Origin of the sequence: Streptomyces vastus, assembly GCF_039532825.1 — a bacterium.
Classification (GTDB): Bacteria; Actinomycetota; Actinomycetes; order Streptomycetales; family Streptomycetaceae; genus Streptomyces; species Streptomyces vastus.
The window spans coordinates 155,763-173,084 of sequence record NZ_BAAASJ010000113.1 but is presented as its reverse complement, the minus strand read 5'-3'; the positions used below and the strand labels follow the sequence as shown (position 1 = coordinate 173,084).

General features: G+C 67.0%; 11 protein-coding genes. 8 read left to right on the top strand and 3 right to left on the bottom strand.

Annotated elements, in window-relative coordinates; all coding sequences use genetic code 11:
* Positions 1–82: 82 nt before the first annotated feature.
* The 3 genes from ABD357_RS35600 to ABD357_RS35590 form a co-directional block, all read right to left on the bottom strand.
* Positions 83–1,096: a hypothetical protein gene (locus ABD357_RS35600; protein WP_344395393.1), complete on the bottom strand. Its 1,014-nt coding sequence runs from the start codon at positions 1,094–1,096 to the stop codon at positions 83–85.
* A 245-nt stretch (positions 1,097–1,341) separates the two neighbouring features.
* Positions 1,342–1,857 carry an NPCBM/NEW2 domain-containing protein gene (locus tag ABD357_RS35595; RefSeq protein ID WP_344395392.1) on the bottom strand — a complete coding sequence of 172 codons (516 nt, stop codon included), beginning with the start codon at positions 1,855–1,857 and terminating at the stop codon, positions 1,342–1,344.
* A 162-nt stretch (positions 1,858–2,019) separates the two neighbouring features.
* On the bottom strand, positions 2,020–2,397 hold the full coding sequence (locus tag ABD357_RS35590) for an RDD family protein (protein WP_344395391.1): 378 nt from the start codon (positions 2,395–2,397) through the stop codon (positions 2,020–2,022).
* Between the two features lie 509 nt (positions 2,398–2,906).
* Here ABD357_RS35590 and ABD357_RS35585 point away from each other — a divergent pair.
* From ABD357_RS35585 to casA, 8 genes are all read left to right on the top strand, one after another.
* On the top strand, positions 2,907–4,526 hold the full coding sequence (locus tag ABD357_RS35585; protein ID WP_344395390.1) for a hypothetical protein: 1,620 nt from the start codon (positions 2,907–2,909) through the stop codon (positions 4,524–4,526).
* An 82-nt stretch (positions 4,527–4,608) separates the two neighbouring features.
* Positions 4,609–5,304 carry a hypothetical protein gene (locus tag ABD357_RS35580; RefSeq protein ID WP_344395389.1) on the top strand — a complete coding sequence of 232 codons (696 nt, stop codon included), beginning with the start codon at positions 4,609–4,611 and terminating at the stop codon, positions 5,302–5,304.
* Between the two features lie 130 nt (positions 5,305–5,434).
* Positions 5,435–5,845, top strand: a complete 411-nt coding sequence (locus tag ABD357_RS35575) for a head decoration protein (RefSeq protein WP_344395388.1) — start codon at positions 5,435–5,437, stop codon at positions 5,843–5,845.
* Between the two features lie 49 nt (positions 5,846–5,894).
* Positions 5,895–6,941 carry a major capsid protein gene (locus ABD357_RS35570; RefSeq protein ID WP_344395387.1) on the top strand — a complete coding sequence of 349 codons (1,047 nt, stop codon included), beginning with the start codon at positions 5,895–5,897 and terminating at the stop codon, positions 6,939–6,941.
* Positions 6,941–7,126 (top strand): hypothetical protein, encoded by a 186-nt coding sequence (locus ABD357_RS35565; RefSeq protein ID WP_344395386.1) that lies wholly within the window; start codon positions 6,941–6,943, stop codon positions 7,124–7,126. The genes ABD357_RS35570 and ABD357_RS35565 overlap by 1 nt, the downstream gene beginning before the upstream one ends.
* Entirely contained in the window at positions 7,123–7,428 is a 306-nt protein-coding gene (locus ABD357_RS35560; RefSeq protein WP_344395385.1) for a hypothetical protein, read from the top strand. The genes ABD357_RS35565 and ABD357_RS35560 overlap by 4 nt, the downstream gene beginning before the upstream one ends.
* 4,781 nt (positions 7,429–12,209) lie before the next feature.
* Positions 12,210–15,065 (top strand): CRISPR-associated helicase Cas3', encoded by a 2,856-nt coding sequence (cas3, locus tag ABD357_RS35555; protein ID WP_344395384.1) that lies wholly within the window; start codon positions 12,210–12,212, stop codon positions 15,063–15,065.
* Between the two features lie 658 nt (positions 15,066–15,723).
* Positions 15,724–17,322 (top strand): type I-E CRISPR-associated protein Cse1/CasA, encoded by a 1,599-nt coding sequence (gene casA / locus ABD357_RS35550; protein ID WP_344395383.1) that lies wholly within the window; start codon positions 15,724–15,726, stop codon positions 17,320–17,322.

Sequence of the window (17,322 nt, the reverse complement as noted above, 5' to 3'; positions counted from 1 at the left end):
GCTGCCACTTGTAACCGCGGTCGACGTCGGGTTTCCGTGTAGGCCCGTATCGATGTGCCGTTCCTCATGGTGTCAGCCGTCTTTATTCGGGGCCCCCGCAGGAAGGGGCAAATACTGCCCAGTCGCTCTCACCGGCGATGAAGGTGTCGACGACGCCGTTGTTCATCCCGAACCTGATTACTTTGCCCGCAAACTCCGGCGCGGCTGGTGCGAAAATGAGCTCTTCGCCGCCGTATTCCGGAATAGTGGATGTGATCTCTCCCGGGTATGTATTGAGTACATCGTCTCGAGTGCTGTCAATATGGATGCCTGAAAGCGTCGAGATGGTCGTTGCCGGCCGGTGGACGTAGATTGCGACGAGGCGGTCAGACTCGAAGCGTAGGAGGAGCCCCTCCGGTCCTCCCTCCACGCTGAAGTCGGTGCAGATTCTTCTGCCCTCTCTTCCAGGGATCGGTGCGCCGATTGCTTTCGCAGCCTCGTCGCGGCTCATGCCCAACTCCAGGGGGCCCATTCCATTTACCGTCATGTGCTGGCGATTCAGGTCAACCCGGCCGCGATCCTCCGATTCCCCATCTGCCCCATGCGGGACAAAACGGCCGTCCTCCCATGTCCAGGTCACATGGCGGAGTATCGAGGGTCCGTCCGCGTGGCTGTCTTGAGGTCCGTAAAACCTGAGGTCAGCGGCAAGGAGACGATCCTTGATCGTTAGAGATTTCGGCTGATATTGCGGCGCCAACTCCTGGACATCGAAGGTTGGTGTACGGCCTATCTCGCTGCCGTCATCGGTGCGATAGACACGTAGTTCTTGCATGAAGAAGTTGCTCGGTTGCGGAGAGCAGTAAAAGAGCACAGCAGTCACATTGCCAAGGCGTGACAGGCGGCCTTGGGCGGTTCGCTGAACCTCGACCTCCCATCGGTCATACCCGCCGCCTAGGATGCTTCCTTTCGCAACACCTTTTCCATTGCGCAAAGTCACCCTGACCGGTTTGTCGACCACGTCATCGCAGGTGAGGCTATAAGCGCGGTTCTTCCAGTCAATCAATTTCGGTGCCGAAGGTTTCGGGTGCGCCTTCGCCACCAGGAAGTCACCGCTCACTCCAGCGCCTTGGGATCTTGACTGCGCGGGGACGGAAGCCCTGACCTCCGTCGATGCACCTGCAGCAAAAACTAAGGCGGCGAGAATGCATGAGATGCGTCGCCGGTGGCTTACCGCCATGCCGAACACGTCCTCTCCTCTGAGAGGGCCCTTACTTGAGATCGAGCACCATCGCAGCCCGCGAAGGGTGGTTGGTCAGCGTGGGGCACCCTTCAAAAACGCCCGAGTTTCCGGGCTGAGGGAGCTCAAGGGTTACTAAGCCGAGCGTCTCCCCACACACCATAGCAGTAGGTATCTATGATCTCGGAAGAGTCGTAGGAGACTTTGAGTGTTATCCGGAGCTTGCCCGAAACATTGAGGGCGATCTCGCTTGACTCTCCGACTTTCATGCGCTCCTCATGCAGCCTTTCCCCGTCTGCGAAAACTTCGAAATTCAGCGCGGATTCACTTGGAGAGTCGTCTCGCAAACCAATGGTTGCATCGAAGCTCTGCCACCTGCGGCCCAAATTATACTCAGCGTCCCCATAGGGCACAGAGCTCTTATCAGCCCGCATGGCTATACTCTGCGAATATTGTTCACCGTTGATCTCTGCAGATCCGTTCTCCACGCCGTACTCTGAGCTAAGCGGGTCAGTTTCGCTCAGGTACTGTTCTTGAGACCCTTGGTTCACGGCTGACGCTCCCGTAACGGACGGAGCCGAAAAGAAGAATCCCACTGTTGTCAGTAGCGTGATGGCCGTGATCCGTCTTTTCATCTTCATTGCCCCACTTTCTTCAACGTATTGGTCAAGGGGCATACCCGTCGGGGGCCGTGCGCCCGTCGGCCGCCCGCTGCCTAGGTTCGACTTCGCGTGCACTGTCTTGTACTTCCTCGTCGGGCGGGGCGCTCCTGTGCGACTGCCCATCGCCCCCGTTGCGGCCTGTTATTGGGCGCTGTCAGGACGCGGTGGGGGGCGGAGCAAGCCTTGTCGGTCGCTGACGACGAGTGTGGAAGCCAGTTTGTCCCATAGTTCCTGCCGATTGCGGTCCCAGAACAGCCACAGGTAGAGGATGAAGAATGTGGCAGTCGCGAGAATTGCGATGACCGGCTTCGCTATGAATTCACGAAGGAACATCCGCCAGAATCGAGCAGTGTGCTGTTCGCCGATATGGACCACTCTCATCTGAAGTAGCTGCTTTGCGGGTGTTTGTCCTTGCGGAAACAGGAAGAGCGCCCAAATAAGCCACCCGATCCCTGCGGTGAAGACGAATAGGACCCCCTCCAGTAGATATCCACCAAATCGAAGGCCGATGGTAGACAAGGGGAGTCCTTTGGGTAGGAAGAGGGCCTGCCCGCAGAATTGACAGGAAAGTTCACCGGATGTCACCTGCCCACATGCAGGACAGGCGGCGGGTGCTGGAGGGGGCGCGAAGTCCGTTTGGCTGGGCCATTGAACTTGCTCGGGCTGTTCGTCACCCTTCGGGTTTTTGGTGTAGCGATCTGGGTTCTCAACCATAATGGACCTCTTCCTCAAGGTGTCAGGCCATCATGAGGTGCGCGAGATCTAGTGCTGTGGTTGGCCGTTATTAGCCGAATTCTTCTGGGGACGTTTGTGTGGCCGCAGTCCACAGCCTTCTATCGGCATCCGGCTGTCGTATGGATCGGTTCTCGCGTTGTGGAGTGGGCGTCCATCGCAGGCCCTAGCTGCCTAGCCGGGAGCATTCGTCCTCCTCCTTCCAGCCCAGCATGGAAGGCGAGTTCTCGCAATTCGGGATCGGATTGGCTTAGGCTTCGCCGCCCTTGAAAGGACCGTGACCGGGGAGTGCGGACATGCGGCGCTGGCGGCAGCTCATCATCGATACCTGGGGAGCGCTGGCGTACAAGCCTGCCTACCAGGCGGCAGCCGAAGGCCGCCCGACGAAGCTGCCCGGACCCATGGGCGATTCATGGGTACCGGAGTCCGAGCGGCGCCGTCTGGCCGCGTACACCGTGCTGGCGTCGTACGACAGCAACCAGGCCGCCGCGCTGCTCGGCGAGGACGGCGTGGACCGGCGCGAGTACGGCGACGCGTCCCTCATCGTCGACCAGACGCTCAGTCATCTGCTCGGCGAATCGCAGCAGATCGTGGTTGAGGAGGACGAAAAGGCCACGGCGGCCCCGGAACGGGAGGCGCTCCTGCGGGAGTGGGCGCAGGCCGAGCATGTGTGGATGCGGATGCAGCATGCCGAGCGCAACGCGGTGCTGCTGGGCGACACCGTCTACCTGCTCGCATGGTCCCGCGCCAAGAGCCGACCGGTGCTTAAGACGATCGACCCGGGCTTCTACTTCCCCGTACTCCCGGACGGGGCACTCGATGCGGACGAATACCCGAACCGCGTCCACCTGGCGTGGGAGGTCCCGGACGACCCCGCCACCGGCCGGAAGGGGACCCTGCGCCGAGTTACGTACGAGCTGGGCCCCATCGACGATGGCGGCTCGCGGCGTACGTACCCGTGGTCAAGCGAGCCGAGCGGCGTCACCTGCTACCTGACCGATGCCGAATGGGACCTGGACCAGATCGACAGGACCGGCGACCTCGACGCGCTCTCCTTGACCCGCGCCCGCTTCCGCACCAATGCCGACGGCGAGGTCCTCAACCACCTCGACCTCCAACTCGACTTCATCCCAGTCATCCACGTCCCGAACACCATCAACGGTGCCGAGCACTACGGCCAGTCCAGCCTCCTGTCCGCCGCGCAACTCCTCGACGACCTCGCCGCGGCCGACACCGACAGCCAGCGCGCCTCGGCGACCACCGGCTCACCGATCATCGGCCTGTCCGGAGCGCGGCTGCCCGTCGACCGGAAGACCGGGCAGCCGCTCCCGGTCCAGGTCGAGCCGGGCATGGTCTGGCCGCTCGGCGACACCGGCCAGCTCAGCACGGTCGACACCTCGGCGCAGCTCGCCGAACTCCGCGCGTACGTAGAGACGTTGCGCGACCGCCTCTCGGTGGTCACCAGACTGCCGGGCAGCGTGCTCGGTACGGTTCGGCCCTCGGAGGTGCCGTCCGGGTACGCGCTGCAGCTCAGCTTCGGTCCCCTCGACGCGATGATCCGCTCCATGCGGCTGGCCCGGGAAGCGAAGTACCCGCTGCTGCTCAAGATGGTCCAGCGCCTCTACCAACTCGGCGGCGTACTGCCTCCCGGCGACAACCCCCAGGCCACGATCGCATTCGGTGCCTACCTGCCTACCGATCTGACAGCCGCGTTGGAGCTGGTGGCTCGCGGGGTGCAGGCAGGGGTGCTCTCGCTGGAGACCGGCGTACGACTGCTGGTGGACGCCGGCTTCCCCATCGAGGACGCCTCCCTCGAGGTGGAGCGCATCCAGGCGCGGGCCACTCCACCCGCACCGGACCGGCAGGACTCCGACAGCGAGAAGGACGAGGAAGCAGACAACACGACAGCCGCCTGAATGGGCACACCCACCAGCCACGGACGGCCGCTACGGGTTAAGCTCCGCGCCGACGCGGGGGCGTCTGGGCGAGGAGTAGCCCATGACCGTACGAACGCAGGGCCGCGACGGCCACCCGATCTCGCCGAACTCCGGAGCCTCCTCCGACGACCCTGGTACCGGGCCGGAAGCCCAGGCGGCGACCGAGCAGCCAGACTCGGCGATGGTCACCATCCCGCAGGACGAACTGTCCCGCCGCTTCGCCCGCGAGAAGGACCAGGGCCGCCGCGCAGGCGTACGTGACCTGCTAGGCCAGCTCGGCTTCGAGTCCGCGAAGGCCCTGACGGAGTACGTCGAAAGCCAGCGCCAGGCCGAACAACAGCAGAAGGACGCCGAACAGGCGCGCCTCTCCGAGGTGGAGCGCCGCGAACAGGCCGCCGCCGAACGCGAACGACAAGCCCAGGAACGGGAATCGGCGGCCACGGCGCGCGAGAGGGAAGCAGCACGCCGAGCCGTACTGGTCGGCCTCGGAGCCACCGGTACGGAGCTGGAAGACGCCGCCGTACTACTCGCGCGCGAGCTCGAACCGGACGCCGACGACGCCACCCTGACCCAGACAGCCGAGGACCTGAAGCAACGCCGCCCCGAACTCTTCGGCGCCCGCCTCCTCCAGGCCCCGGCGCCCCCGCCTTCCGGCAGCCCGTCCAACGTTCCGGGACGCTCCGGCAGCACGCCACCCCAACCGGGCCAGTGCGGACGGGAGATCGCCCGACGCCGGGGTCACCTGAAGAACCCCTGACCCTGACCTGCACTCACCCACGGGACCGCGCCCGATCGGCACAGCCGCACCGCCGCGGACGACGGCACCACCCGGTGACCGTACGGACTCACCGCCAACACGGCCTGCCCGAAGGAACCCGTCACCCGGCATGGACCTCCAGCCAATCACCTACTCCGAGTCCGCCACAGCCGACCGCCCCTGGCTGGTGTCAACCCACGGACTCGACACCCCACTCACCATCACCCTCGACACGGCCCTGTTCAAGCAGGGCGCCCACTACACACCCCCCGCCCTGAACCAGCCCCGCAACGTCATGCAGGCCGGCATCCCCCTCGGCCGCGTCACCACCACCGGCCTGTACGGACCCTGGGACCCTGCCGCCACCGACGGCCGCGCCACCTTCACCGGCGTACTCCTCGCCGACGTGCCCTTCACTCCCGGCAGCCCCCGCGCCGGCGCGGCCTTGTTCTGGCACGGCGTAATCGCCGCCGCCCACATCCCCGGCGGCCTCGACGTCTCCACCATCACCACGTCGACCGCGCAGCTCCACTTCATCTGACCCGCCGCCGATCGCGGATCGCTGAGCCGCTCAAGGAGCCCCACCCACCATGCTCGAAACCCTGCTGCGCGACATCGACGCAGCCGACCTCAACGTCTTCGCCCGCACCATCACCACCCCGGCCGACTTCGAACTGACCCGCACGGTCATCCCCGAACGCCGCCTGAACTCCGTCAAGTTCCGCATCAAGAGCAGCAAGCGCCGCGTGAACGCAGCCAAGTTCCGCGCGTACGACGCCCAGACCGCCGTCGCCCGCCGCCAAGCCGAGAAGATCATCACCGAGGGCATGCTGCCGCCCCTCGGCCAGAAGCTCATCGTCGGCGAACTGGAGCAGATCCTCCTCGACACCGCCCGCGGCGCCGACGCCTCCGAGTTCATCGAGCTGCTCTACGACGACATCGAACGCCACGTCGAGTCCATCCATAACCGCATGGAACTCGCTGCCGGAGATCTCCTGGTCGACGGCAAGTTCAGCCTGAACGGCGAGAACGGCCTCACCCTGGAAGCCGACTTCGGCGTCCCGCCCGCCAACATGCCCACCGCCGCCAAGCCCTGGTCCGACCCCACCAGCGACCCCATCGCCGACGAACTCCGCTGGATCGAATACCTCCGCTCCATCGGCGCCCCACTCCCGGCACGCGTCCTCACCTCGTACAAGGCCCGCGCAACCCTGGCCGCGAACAACGCCTACCGCGCCGCTTACTACGGCAGCGTCAACGGCTCCACCACCCCCACCGCAGTCCTCGCCCCCAACGAGGTCGAGGTCGTCCGCGCCCGCTACAACCTCCCACCGATCACGGTCTACGACGTCCAGATCTCCGTCGATGACGCTTACCAGCGCGTCATCCCGGAGGACCGCTGGATCCTCCTCCCACCCAACCCCGAGTCCTGGGCGGAAACCCAGTACGGCATCACCGCCGAGTCCCTCGTCCTCTCATCCGGCACCAAGCCGGCCATCACCCGTCAGGACGCCCCCGGCATCGTCATCACCGCCGACTACCAGGACGACCCGGTCCAGGTCTGGACGAAGGGCGCCGCAGTCGCGATGCCGGTCATGTACGTCCCCGACATCCACATCACCGCGAAGGTCCTGTGATGCCAGCCGCCCGCACGCTCGCCACCGCGGTCTTCGTTACCGACCCCAAGACGCATGAGACGGTGCTCCTCCAGCCTGGTTCCGAGGTCGGCGACCCGGCGATCGCCGAGCAGATCACTCACCCGGACGCCTGGGTTACGGAACCGCCTCGACAGTCCCGGCGCGGGAGGGCCGAAGCGGCGTGAGCCTCACCGAGGCCGAATACGCGTACCTTCGCTCAGAACTCGGCGAAACTGACCGTACCGATCTTGAGGGCCGCTATCTGCGTCTCGGCTCGCTCCAGGCCGTCGCCGTGGAAGTTCTCCGCGAACGGAGGGCCGCCCTCGTCTCCGACCCATTGGCCGTCACGGTCCAGGGCGTTGCCACCGTCAACAACGCGGAGAACGTAAGGGCAATCGAGCGCCAGATCGCATCTCTCGAAGATAACGCGGTGGTTGAAGGAACATACGTCACTCCAGCCTCGCTATGGCGCCGACGGACCCGCTGACTGACCGTTAGGAGAGGAGGTCCGTGCTTCAAGCTGATGCCCCCGCGTCGGCGGGGAGGACCGGCACAAGGTGCTGTACCTGAACTCGAGGTTCGGAATACCCCCACTTCGGCGGGGAAGACGGGAACGTCCGCCAGTAGCCCGCCGCGTACTTCGGAACACCCCGCGTCGGCGGGGAAGACGGTCGGCGGCGAGGAGGCGGAGGGTGAGTCTCTTGAACACCCCCACGTCGGTGGGGAGGACTGGGTGACCGGGTTCCTGGTACGCCCCTTGAGCGGAACACCCCCACGTCGGTGGGGAGGACACGGCCGACGAGTACGGGTTCCTACCATCCTTCGGATCACCCTCACGTTGGTGGGGAAGACTGGTCCGCGGGGAGGGAGATCGTCACCCGTTCCGGAACACCCCCACGTCGGTGGGGAAGACGCGTACACGGTCAGCCCCGAACAGTCGAAGCCCGGAACACCCCCACGTCGGTGGGGAAGACGCTGCCACCTGCGACCGGCGCAACTGCCGGGCCGGAACACCCCCACATCGGTGGGGAAGACCTCACCCTGGCCGGTGGCGCCCTGCACGTCGTCGGAACACCCTCACGTCGGTGGGGAAGACGTGAGGCCGGCCCCCTTCAGGGCCGCGATGAACGGAACACCCCCACGTCGGTGGGGAAGACCGGAAGGGCCGCGTCGGCAAGGCATCGGGGTACGGAACACCCCCGCGTCGGCGGGGAAGACGAGTACCAAAGAGGGACGTCGCATTGGCGGGGCGAAATACCTCCGCGTCGGTGGGGAAGACCGCGTCCTCCGCCTGGTTGCCCGGCAGGACGACGAAACACCCCCGCGTCGGCAGGGAAGACGGTGTCGCCGTCCATGCAGGCGCAGATCTCGTCGAAACACCCCCGCGTCAGCGGGGAACACCGAACCGCTGGGACCCTCCCGACCCGCGTCAACGAAACACCCCCGCGTTGGCGGGGAAGACGGCGAGGAACCCAACAGCGAGACCATCGCGGCGGAAACACCCCCGCGTCGGCGGGGAAGACGTCACGCTCTCGCTCCTGATGGGCGTGGCCGGCGAAACACCCCCGCGTCAGCGGGGAAGACCCGGGAGTCCTGGGACCGTTTCATCGGTCTGCCGAAACACCCCCGCGTCGGCGGGGAAGACTACCTCATGTGGACCGGCGGACTCCTGCTGATCGAAACACCCCCGCGTCGGCGGGGAAGACAGGGCCGCCTCCAGCATCCGGGACAGGGTCGTCGGAACACCCCCGCGTCGGCAGGGAAGACGTCTACGCCTGACGGTCAGGCTGCTTCGACGACGGAACACCCCCGCGTCGGCGGGGACGACGCGGGGTCACTCGCGAAGTCGCGGACGTGCCGCGGAACACCCCCGCGTCGGCGAGGAAGACGCCCAAGCCGTCAATCTCCCTGCGATCCAGGTCGGAACACCCCCGCGTCGGCGGGGAAGACGGTTTCGATCCGTCTATGTACCCGTCATGGTTCGGAACACCCCCGCGTCGGCGGGGAAGACCCGTACGGCCGCAACTTCGGCGACTGGGGCAACGGAACACCCCCGCGTCGGCGGGGAAGACTCGAGGGCCGCGGCGAGCGCGTCGGCTGACTCCGGAACTACCCCCGCGTCGGCGGGGAAGACCGTGACGTCCATGACGTGATCGTCGGTCGGACCGGAACACCCCCGCGTCGGCGGGGAAGACGGCGAGTACGGGAAACCAGCGCTCGGGGATCGCGGAACACCCCCGCGTCGGCGGGGAAGACAAGCGGTCGGCCGCGAACCCGGAGCCGTTGTGCGGAACACCCCCGCGTCGGCGGGGAAGACCCGATCGAGCGTGTCCTTGAACTCGGGCACGACGGAACACCCCCGCGTCGGCGGGGAAGACGTCCGCCAGATCGGATAGCTCTCCGGCCTTGCCGGAACACCCCGCGTCGGCGGGGAAGACCCCACCTGAAGGAGCATCGCCGTGGCCGACAACGGAACACCCCCGCGTCGGCGGGGAAGACAGGGTCCGCCAGGCCGGCTACTGCGGCCCTGGCGGAACACCCCCGCGTCGGCGGGGAAGACTCCGGATGCGGTGTGCGGGGCGGTTGGCGTAGCGGAACACCCCCGCGTCGGCGGGGAAGACACGGCCAGACCGCCCATGACGCTGAACTCTGGCGGAACACCCCCGCGTCGGCGGGGAAGACCACGCACCGTCCGCCAAGCTGATGGCCAGCCACGGAACACCCCCGCGTCGGCGGGGAAGACCGCCGAGTGGCGTTCGGGTTCGGCGAGGAGGACGGAACACCCCCGCGTCGGCGGGGAAGACCGCCAGTCGTCGACCTTGGAGTTCGCGGCCGGCGGAACACCCCCGCGTCGGCGGGGAAGACCGGTCGGTGTAGGCGGTGCCGAGGTAGTGGAGCGGAACACCCCCGCGTCGGCGGGGAAGACGACTCGGTGGCTGCGTCGATGGCGGCCTCGAACGGAACACCCCCGCGTCGGCGGGGAAGACGGCCGGCCAACTACAACTCGGGCGGCGGCGGACTGGAACACCCCCGCGTCGGCGGGGAAGACGCCGGTGACGAGGCCTTCGACGGCGAGGGGGCCGGAACACCCCCGCGTCGGCGGGGAAGACGGCAGCACCACGGTCCAGATCGGCGGAAGCACCGGAACACCCCCGCGTCGGCGGGGAAGACCCGCGCATGAGCTGTCCGCTGCCCCTTGATGACGGAACACCCCCGCGTCGGCGGGGAAGACGTGCGCAGCGGGTTGTTCGCCGAGCCCGGTTCCGGAACACCCCCGCGTCGGCGGGGAAGACCTGCGCTTCACACTGCCGCTTGAGCTGTCCGACGGAACACCCCCGCGTCGGCGGGGAAGACTCGACGGCGTAGGGCTTGCGGCTGATGAGGAACGGAACACCCCCGCGTCGGCGGGGAAGACGACCACGGCCCCGTGGGAGGGCGCTCCGGGAGCTGGAACACCCCCGCGTCGGCGGGGAAGACCTGATCCGGTCGGCGTAGTCGGCGTGGAACTCCGGAACACCCCCGCGTCGGCGGGGAAGACGGTGAAGCGGCCGACCGCGGTCTTGGCGTCGACGGAACACCCCCGCGTCGGCGGGGAAGACGCGGCGACGAGCTTCTCGGCTGCGTCGTTGGACGGAACACCCCCGCGTCGGCGGGGAAGACTGGCTGGGCGACACGACCGAGGGCCGCCCTACCGGAACACCCCCGCGTCGGCGGGGAAGACTGGCCTGCCATCCACCGCAGCCGGGCCCGGATCGGAACACCCCCGCGTCGGCGGGGAAGACCCGCCGCGGCCAGCCAGCGACTTGAGAGCCGACGGAACACCCCCGCGTCGGCGGGGAAGACAGCTTCAGCTCCGGATTCCATTCCGCGTGCAGCGGAACACCCCCGCGTCGGCGGGGAAGACGGCGAGGCGCACCCGTCGGCAACGCTGACCGACGGAACACCCCCGCGTCGGCGGGGAAGACGTCCGCACACCGCACCTACCCCCTCCGGCGAACGGAACACCCCCGCGTCGGCGGGGAAGACCGGATAGCCGCAAATCCGCTCCGTGACGATGACGGAACACCCCCGCGTCGGCGGGGAAGACACCGCCTATGCCAGGGCCACTACCTCCGGCAGCGGAACACCCCCGCGTCGGCGGGGAAGACGGGGGGAGCGGGCCCTGCACCTACCCCGCGACAGGAACACCCCCGCGTCGGCGGGGAAGACAGCGGCCAGGTCACCGAGCATCCATCCGAAGGCGGAACACCCCCGCGTCGGCGGGGAAGACTTCTTCGGGCGTTGCCCCTGCCGCTTGACCCGCGGAACACCCCCGCGTCGGCGGGGAAGACGGTGATGCGCCACTCCGCCTGATAGCGGCTGGCGGAACACCCCCGCGTCGGCGGGGAAGACTCGATCTCCTCGTTGCGGAGGGTGTCGAACTTCGGAACACCCCCGCGTCGGCGGGGAAGACTGATGAGGGCCATGGACAGGGACTGGGTAAGGCGGAACACCCCCGCGTCGGCGGGGAAGACTAGGTCTCCGTGCACCAAAAGCGGAACGCTGTCGGAACACCCCCGCGTCGGCGGGGAAGACACGGTGACGACCATGCGCTGGTCGCCGAGGAGCGGAACACCCCCGCGTCGGCGGGGAAGACCTCGTGTTCTGGCCCGGCCCGCCACCGAAGGACGGAACACCCCCGCGTCGGCGGGGAAGACTCGTTGAACCGCTGGGCGAACCGGGCAAGCACCGGAACACCCCCGCGTCGGCGGGGAAGACCTGACGCTCCGGTACCTCGGCAAAGGTGCGGACGGAACACCCCCGCGTCGGCGGGGAAGACTCCAGCCAGCAGTACCGTGGACGAACAAACACCGGAACACCCCCGCGTCGGCGGGGAAGACCTGGAGCGTCGAAGGACGGGTGGGGTGGCGGCCGGAACACCCCCGCGTCGGCGGGGAAGACCCGTCCTGCACGTAGATGGACTGGCCGGCCACCGGAACACCCCCGCGTCGGCGGGGAAGACCGTTCCTCGCCGCGATGCACGAGCTACAGGACCGGAACACCCCCGCGTCGGCGGGGAAGACACTTCCTGACCTGCCGCTTAGCGACCGCTTTGCGAGTTCATTACCAAGTTGCTCATGATGCAGAGAGTAGCCACGAACTCACCGTATACGTCGCAACACCAGTGCGTTGTCAGTGCTGTCTGGTTAGGTCAAAGGAGGTAGACCGGAACGAGGTTGAGGGGGCTGCTCGATGATGCGCAGGCCGTATGAGGCGCCGGACGAGTCGGTGTGGGGCAAGGCGCGTGGCCTCGATCCGGTGCTTCCGCCGTATCCGCTAGTCCGGCATCTGCTTGATGCCGCTGCTATGGCCTTGTGGCTCTGGGACCGCTACCTCTCGGACAACCAGCGTCGATGCATAGCCGCTGGACTGGGGCTGGCAGACGATCCTGAACGGGCGCGGACGATCGTGGCGTTGTGTGCGGGGTTGCACGACATCGGCAAGCTGTCCGGGTTTCAATTCTGTGATGCCCGAGGCCGAGAACGGCTGAGTAAGACGCTTGCCCAAGATCCGGGGAACATCGGTGTCGAGAAGCTCCAGCACGACGTGGCTGGAATGGCGGTGGCGCCGACGGTGCTCGCTGCACTCGGGTTCGCGGATGACATGTCCGGGAGGGGAGCCATCGACCGGATCGCGGAAATCATCGGCGGGCATCACGGCCGGTTCTACAGGCTGGGGCGCGAGAAAACTGACGGGCCCCTCTACCAAGCTCTGATGGGCGGAGCCGCATGGGCGCGGCAGCGTACGGCGCACGCCTCGGCGGTGTTCCAGGTTCTCGGCGAGCCCCGGTCCCCCGAGAAGTTCAAGGCCCCCGCAGCGGTCCTCGTGACCGGGGTGGTGATCCTCGCGGACTGGTTGGTCAGCCAGGAGGACTACCTCCGGCGGCGGCAGCGGCGGCTGGATGCCTCCCTCGAGCGGCATTTCGCCGAGTCGTGCGTGGAGGCCGAGACGCTGGCGCACGATGCCGGCCTGCTGCCGGTCGCGCTGGAACGCAAGGACTTCGCCGAGGCGTACGGGATCGACGGGGAGCCCAACGCCCTGCAGCGGTCCGTCGCCGAGGAGCTTGCCGTTGCCATGTCCGGTAAGCGCGCAGATCGCAGCGGAGCGGGGATTTTGCTGGTCACCGCAGCGCCGGGTGATGGTAAGAGCGAGACAGCTCTCGAGGCGGAGCGGGCGATGTCTGCGGTCTTCGGAACGCGGGGATTTGCGTTCCTGCTGCCGACCATGGCCACCAGCGACCAGATGCACGGCCGCGTGGCCGGCGTCTTGGCCCGTCAGAATGCGCAGGGCGCCAGCCTGACGCTGACGCACAGTATGGCCTGGCTGAGCAGCGCCTACGCTGATGACGCCCTGAGCGGCGGGCCGCAGGTCCTGGTCTGCGACGGTGAGGAGTGCGGGGACACAGGCACGGCTCGCCACCAAGCGCAGATGCGGCCCCGACAGTGGCTGCGCGGCGCCAAGCGGCCTTTGCTCGCCCAGTACGCGGTCGGCACGGTGGATCAGGCACTCATGTCGGTGTTGCCGGTACGGCACAACGCATTGCGGCTGTTGGCTCTGTCCGGCAAGACCTTCATCGTCGACGAGGCGCATGCGTACGACCCGTATATGCAGGTTCTGCTGGGGCGGCTGCTGAACTGGCTGGGCGCCTACGGAGTTCCGGTGATCCTTCTGTCTGCGACCCTCCCGGCCTCGGTCAGCGACCGGCTGATCAAGGAGTACCTGATGGGCGCCGGGCGCGGGCGTAGCGAGCTCAGAGGGCGTTCGTTCAAGGCGTCGTATCCGGGCTGGCTGTACGTCGACGCCGAAGGTGCGGCGGGCACCGAAATCTACTGCACCGAGATCTCCGAGGCCCGTCAGAAGGAGCAAGCCGTCCAGCGAGCGATGGAACTCCAGGTCAAGGTGGAGCCTGTCGTTCATGGTTCCGCTGGCGGCGACCGGAACAGGCTTACGGTCATCGAGCGACATCTCACGCCGGTCGTCACGGGCGACGGTGGCTGCGCGCTCGTGGTGTGCAACACGGTGGCCGACGCCCAAGAGACGTATACCTGGCTCCGCAGTCGATTCGGGGACCAGGGCTTGCTGGACGAGGAACTGCAGCTACTGCATGCGCGCTTTCCTGGCGACGTGCGAGAGGCGCGGACGAAGGGCGTCACCGCTGGGATGGGGCGCACGGGGCCGCGGCCGGAACGACGGATCATCGTGGCCACGCAGGTTGTGGAACAGTCGCTCGACCTGGATGCCGATGTGGTGATCAGCGACCTGGCTCCGCTGGCGCTGCTGCTGCAACGCGCCGGCCGGTGCTGGCGGCACGAGAGCTGGTGGGCTGAGCGCGGACGGCCCGGAGGCCGGCCGCGCCCCGCCTGGGCTGCCGAGACAGGGCCCCGGCTGGTCGTACTCGATCCGTTGGCAGGCCAGGGAGCCGTACCGAAACAGTGGGGGACGGTGTACGCGGAGTTCCTGCTGCTGGAGACCTCAGAGGTGCTGGCGCAGCGCGGGGCGCAGTCCATCTCCATTCCAGGTGATGTCCAGTGCCTGGTCGAAGAGGTGCACGGTGACCGTAAGGACCGGTTCGACTGGGAGAACCCGGCGAAGTCGGCGGCCTGGTCGGCCTACACCGGTGAGAACCTCGCGCAGCGAAGCGTCGGGGAAGTTCTCGTCATCCCTCGGGCAGGGAAAGTCGCTGAACTCCGTGCCCTGCATCACCAGCAGGGCACAGAGGACGAGTGGGAGGCCGCGACCCGGCTCGGGGCGGACTCGGTCCGTCTGCTGTGTGTGTACGAACACGAGGACGGCACCGTCACGTTGGACCTGCACGGCTCGGAGCCCCTGCCGGAGCCTGGCATGGACGGTCGATTGGCGATCAACGATGTACGCACCGTCATGGGCAAGACGATCCCGGTCCGCGCGGACTGGTTCCAGGGAGAAGAGAAACTCCACCGTCCTCCGGAATCATGGGCCGATCACCCGATGCTCGACGACCTCGTCGTCCTCAAGCAGCCGGTGCGCAATGGGCAGGTGCAGGGAGTCCCGGTTCGCCGTGAACGCATGTGGCTGGATGAGGAGTTGGGACTGGTGCGTGAGTGAGGCGTCAAGGCTGACGGTCTCGCATGCACCCCCACATCGGCGGGGAAACTCGGCACCTAGGACAAGAACCCTGTCCCATTCGGCGAAACACCCCCGCATCGGCGAGGAGGAGTGCTCGTGGCAGCGTTCGCCGACGTGCTTGCGGACGCCGCCGCGCACACGTGGTCAGCCAGTTAGCGACTCAGCCGACGGTACGCCTCGGAGACAGCCAAGAGTACAGCGCCGCACGTGGCGCCCACAGCGGCGTCAGGCCGAAGAACGAGTACCAGTAGGACGATCACGGTAATCAAGGTCAGCGGATGGCTAGATGTAAACCCGCGTGAAGGTAGCGCTGGAACAGTTGGGTTCGAGCTCATGGACCCCTCCTCGGTTGTAGGGCGCGGCACCACTTCAGCGGACTGAGTCAGCGGAGCTTCAACGCCTCTTGGTCAGCACGGACCGTACCGAGGCCATGACGAGGCGTCAAATGGCACCTGTCCCATTCGGCTTCTTCCATTCACCTGACAGGCGCTCAGGCGCCTGCTGTACTGCAAGGCAAGCGCGACGCGGCGGCCGTTGTCAGTGGTGCCTGCTTCGCTGTTGGTAGCGGGTCTCCTCTGGTGACGCGAGGGGCACCGTCATGTCTTGAACGAGGTTTGCTGACACGGGAGGGGGAGCGGTGACGGACGGGTTCGATCTGAGGGACGAGCCGTGGATTCCGGTACGGCTGGCCGGGAGGTCGGTGCGGGTGGGATTGCGGGAACTGTTCCACCGGGCGCATGAGATCGAGGACTTGGAACTGCCGGTGCCTCCGGCTGCATCCGGTCTGCTGCGCATCCTGGCCGCGCTGACGGCTCGGATCGCGCACAACGACGGTGTGAGGCTTGGGAGCGAGGATCTGGCCGACGACATCGATGACTGGTTCGTACTGCGCACGAAGGTCTTGGCACGGAGCCGGTTCGATACGGATGCGGTGGACGCCTACTTCGACAAAGAGGTGCCTCCCGGACGCTTCGATCTCTTCGACGCCGAGCGGCCCTTCCTGCAGGATCCGCGGTTGCGTGCCGAGTGCGTCGATGCCAAGGGGAATCCCAACCCGTCCGGTGTGAACAAGCTGGTGCTTGGACGCCCCACCGGCGTCAACGGGGCTGTGTTGTTCGGCCACTTCACCGACGGCGCGCCCGTTTCGATCCCGGCAGAGGAAGCAGCGTGGCATCTGATCGCGCAGCTGTACTACGGCCCCTCCGGCCAGTGCACGCCACGCCGGATTACCTCGCATAAGCCGGGTAACGGCGACGCGGGGCCGTTGCGCAAGAGCGTGTCCTTCCACGTTTGGGCGCCTGAATTGTTCACCACGCTGGTCCTCGCGGTGCCCGCGCCCACCGACAGCGTGGACCTTGACAGTGAAGACCGGTGCCCATGGGAGGAGGCGACTCTTCCCGACCCCCTGGACGCGCTCCCGGCAGTGACCTGGCCTGGACGGTTGCTCACGGGCCGGGCGCGACACGCCGTGCTGTTGGAGCCCTCAGCCGACCGCACCGAGGTCACTGATGCGTACGTGACTTGGTCCACCCACGAGCCCGCGCCAACTGCCGCGGACCCGTACGTCGTGCTGGACATGCCCAAGACTGGCGGCGCCCCCTTCGCTCGCCCCGCTGACGGGCAGCGCGCTGTCTGGCGTGACCTGGATGCGCTGCTACTGAAAGGCGATGGGCAGTCACAGTGGCCGAGCGCGTTCGAGCACCTGCCGCCCCTGCTCCGGCCGACCCTGCGCGTGCGGGCGTACGGGTTCGATCAGGACGGACAGCAGCGCGACACCAGCTGGTACGAGGCGACCACGCCGCCGGTGCTGCACTGGCAAGCGGACGTCAATGAGCGGATGGCCCTGTACGTCGCGCGCTGCCACCAGGCCGCTGAGGAGGTCGGGGACCGGCTCCAGTACGCGGCCCGGCTCGCCTGGAAGTTGACGACCGATCCGGCGGATGACCCGTCGGCGAAGGTGAAGCTGGACCCCAAGAAGCCCGGGCCGTGGGCCAACAAGGCGCTCGCTTACTACTGGCCCGTCGCCGAGCGGGAGTTCTGGCGGCTGGTCACCCCGGAGCAGTGCGATACCCCGCCGCACGGTTCATTCGTAGAGGCCGCACTCGTCGCTCTCGATGAGGCGATCGGCTCCGACCGTGCCGACGTGCGACTGGCCAGAGCCAGAATCCGCGCTCGTGCCTCGATCCGAGCTGTGCTGCCTGACCGGAATTCCGGCCCCAATTATCCAGGGAGCTGA

Excerpts from the sequence above, each read along its gene's own strand:
- ABD357_RS35585 (WP_344395390.1), top strand. The coding sequence starts at position 2,907 with ATGCGGCGCTGGCGGCAGCTCATCATCGATACCTGGGGAGCGCTGGCG.
- ABD357_RS35565 (WP_344395386.1), top strand. The coding sequence starts at position 6,941 with ATGCCAGCCGCCCGCACGCTCGCCACCGCGGTCTTCGTTACCGACCCC.
- ABD357_RS35580 (WP_344395389.1), top strand. The coding sequence starts at position 4,609 with ATGACCGTACGAACGCAGGGCCGCGACGGCCACCCGATCTCGCCGAAC.
- ABD357_RS35570 (WP_344395387.1), top strand. The coding sequence starts at position 5,895 with ATGCTCGAAACCCTGCTGCGCGACATCGACGCAGCCGACCTCAACGTC.
- ABD357_RS35575 (WP_344395388.1), top strand. The coding sequence starts at position 5,435 with ATGGACCTCCAGCCAATCACCTACTCCGAGTCCGCCACAGCCGACCGC.
- ABD357_RS35595 (WP_344395392.1), bottom strand. The coding sequence starts at position 1,857 with ATGAAGATGAAAAGACGGATCACGGCCATCACGCTACTGACAACAGTG.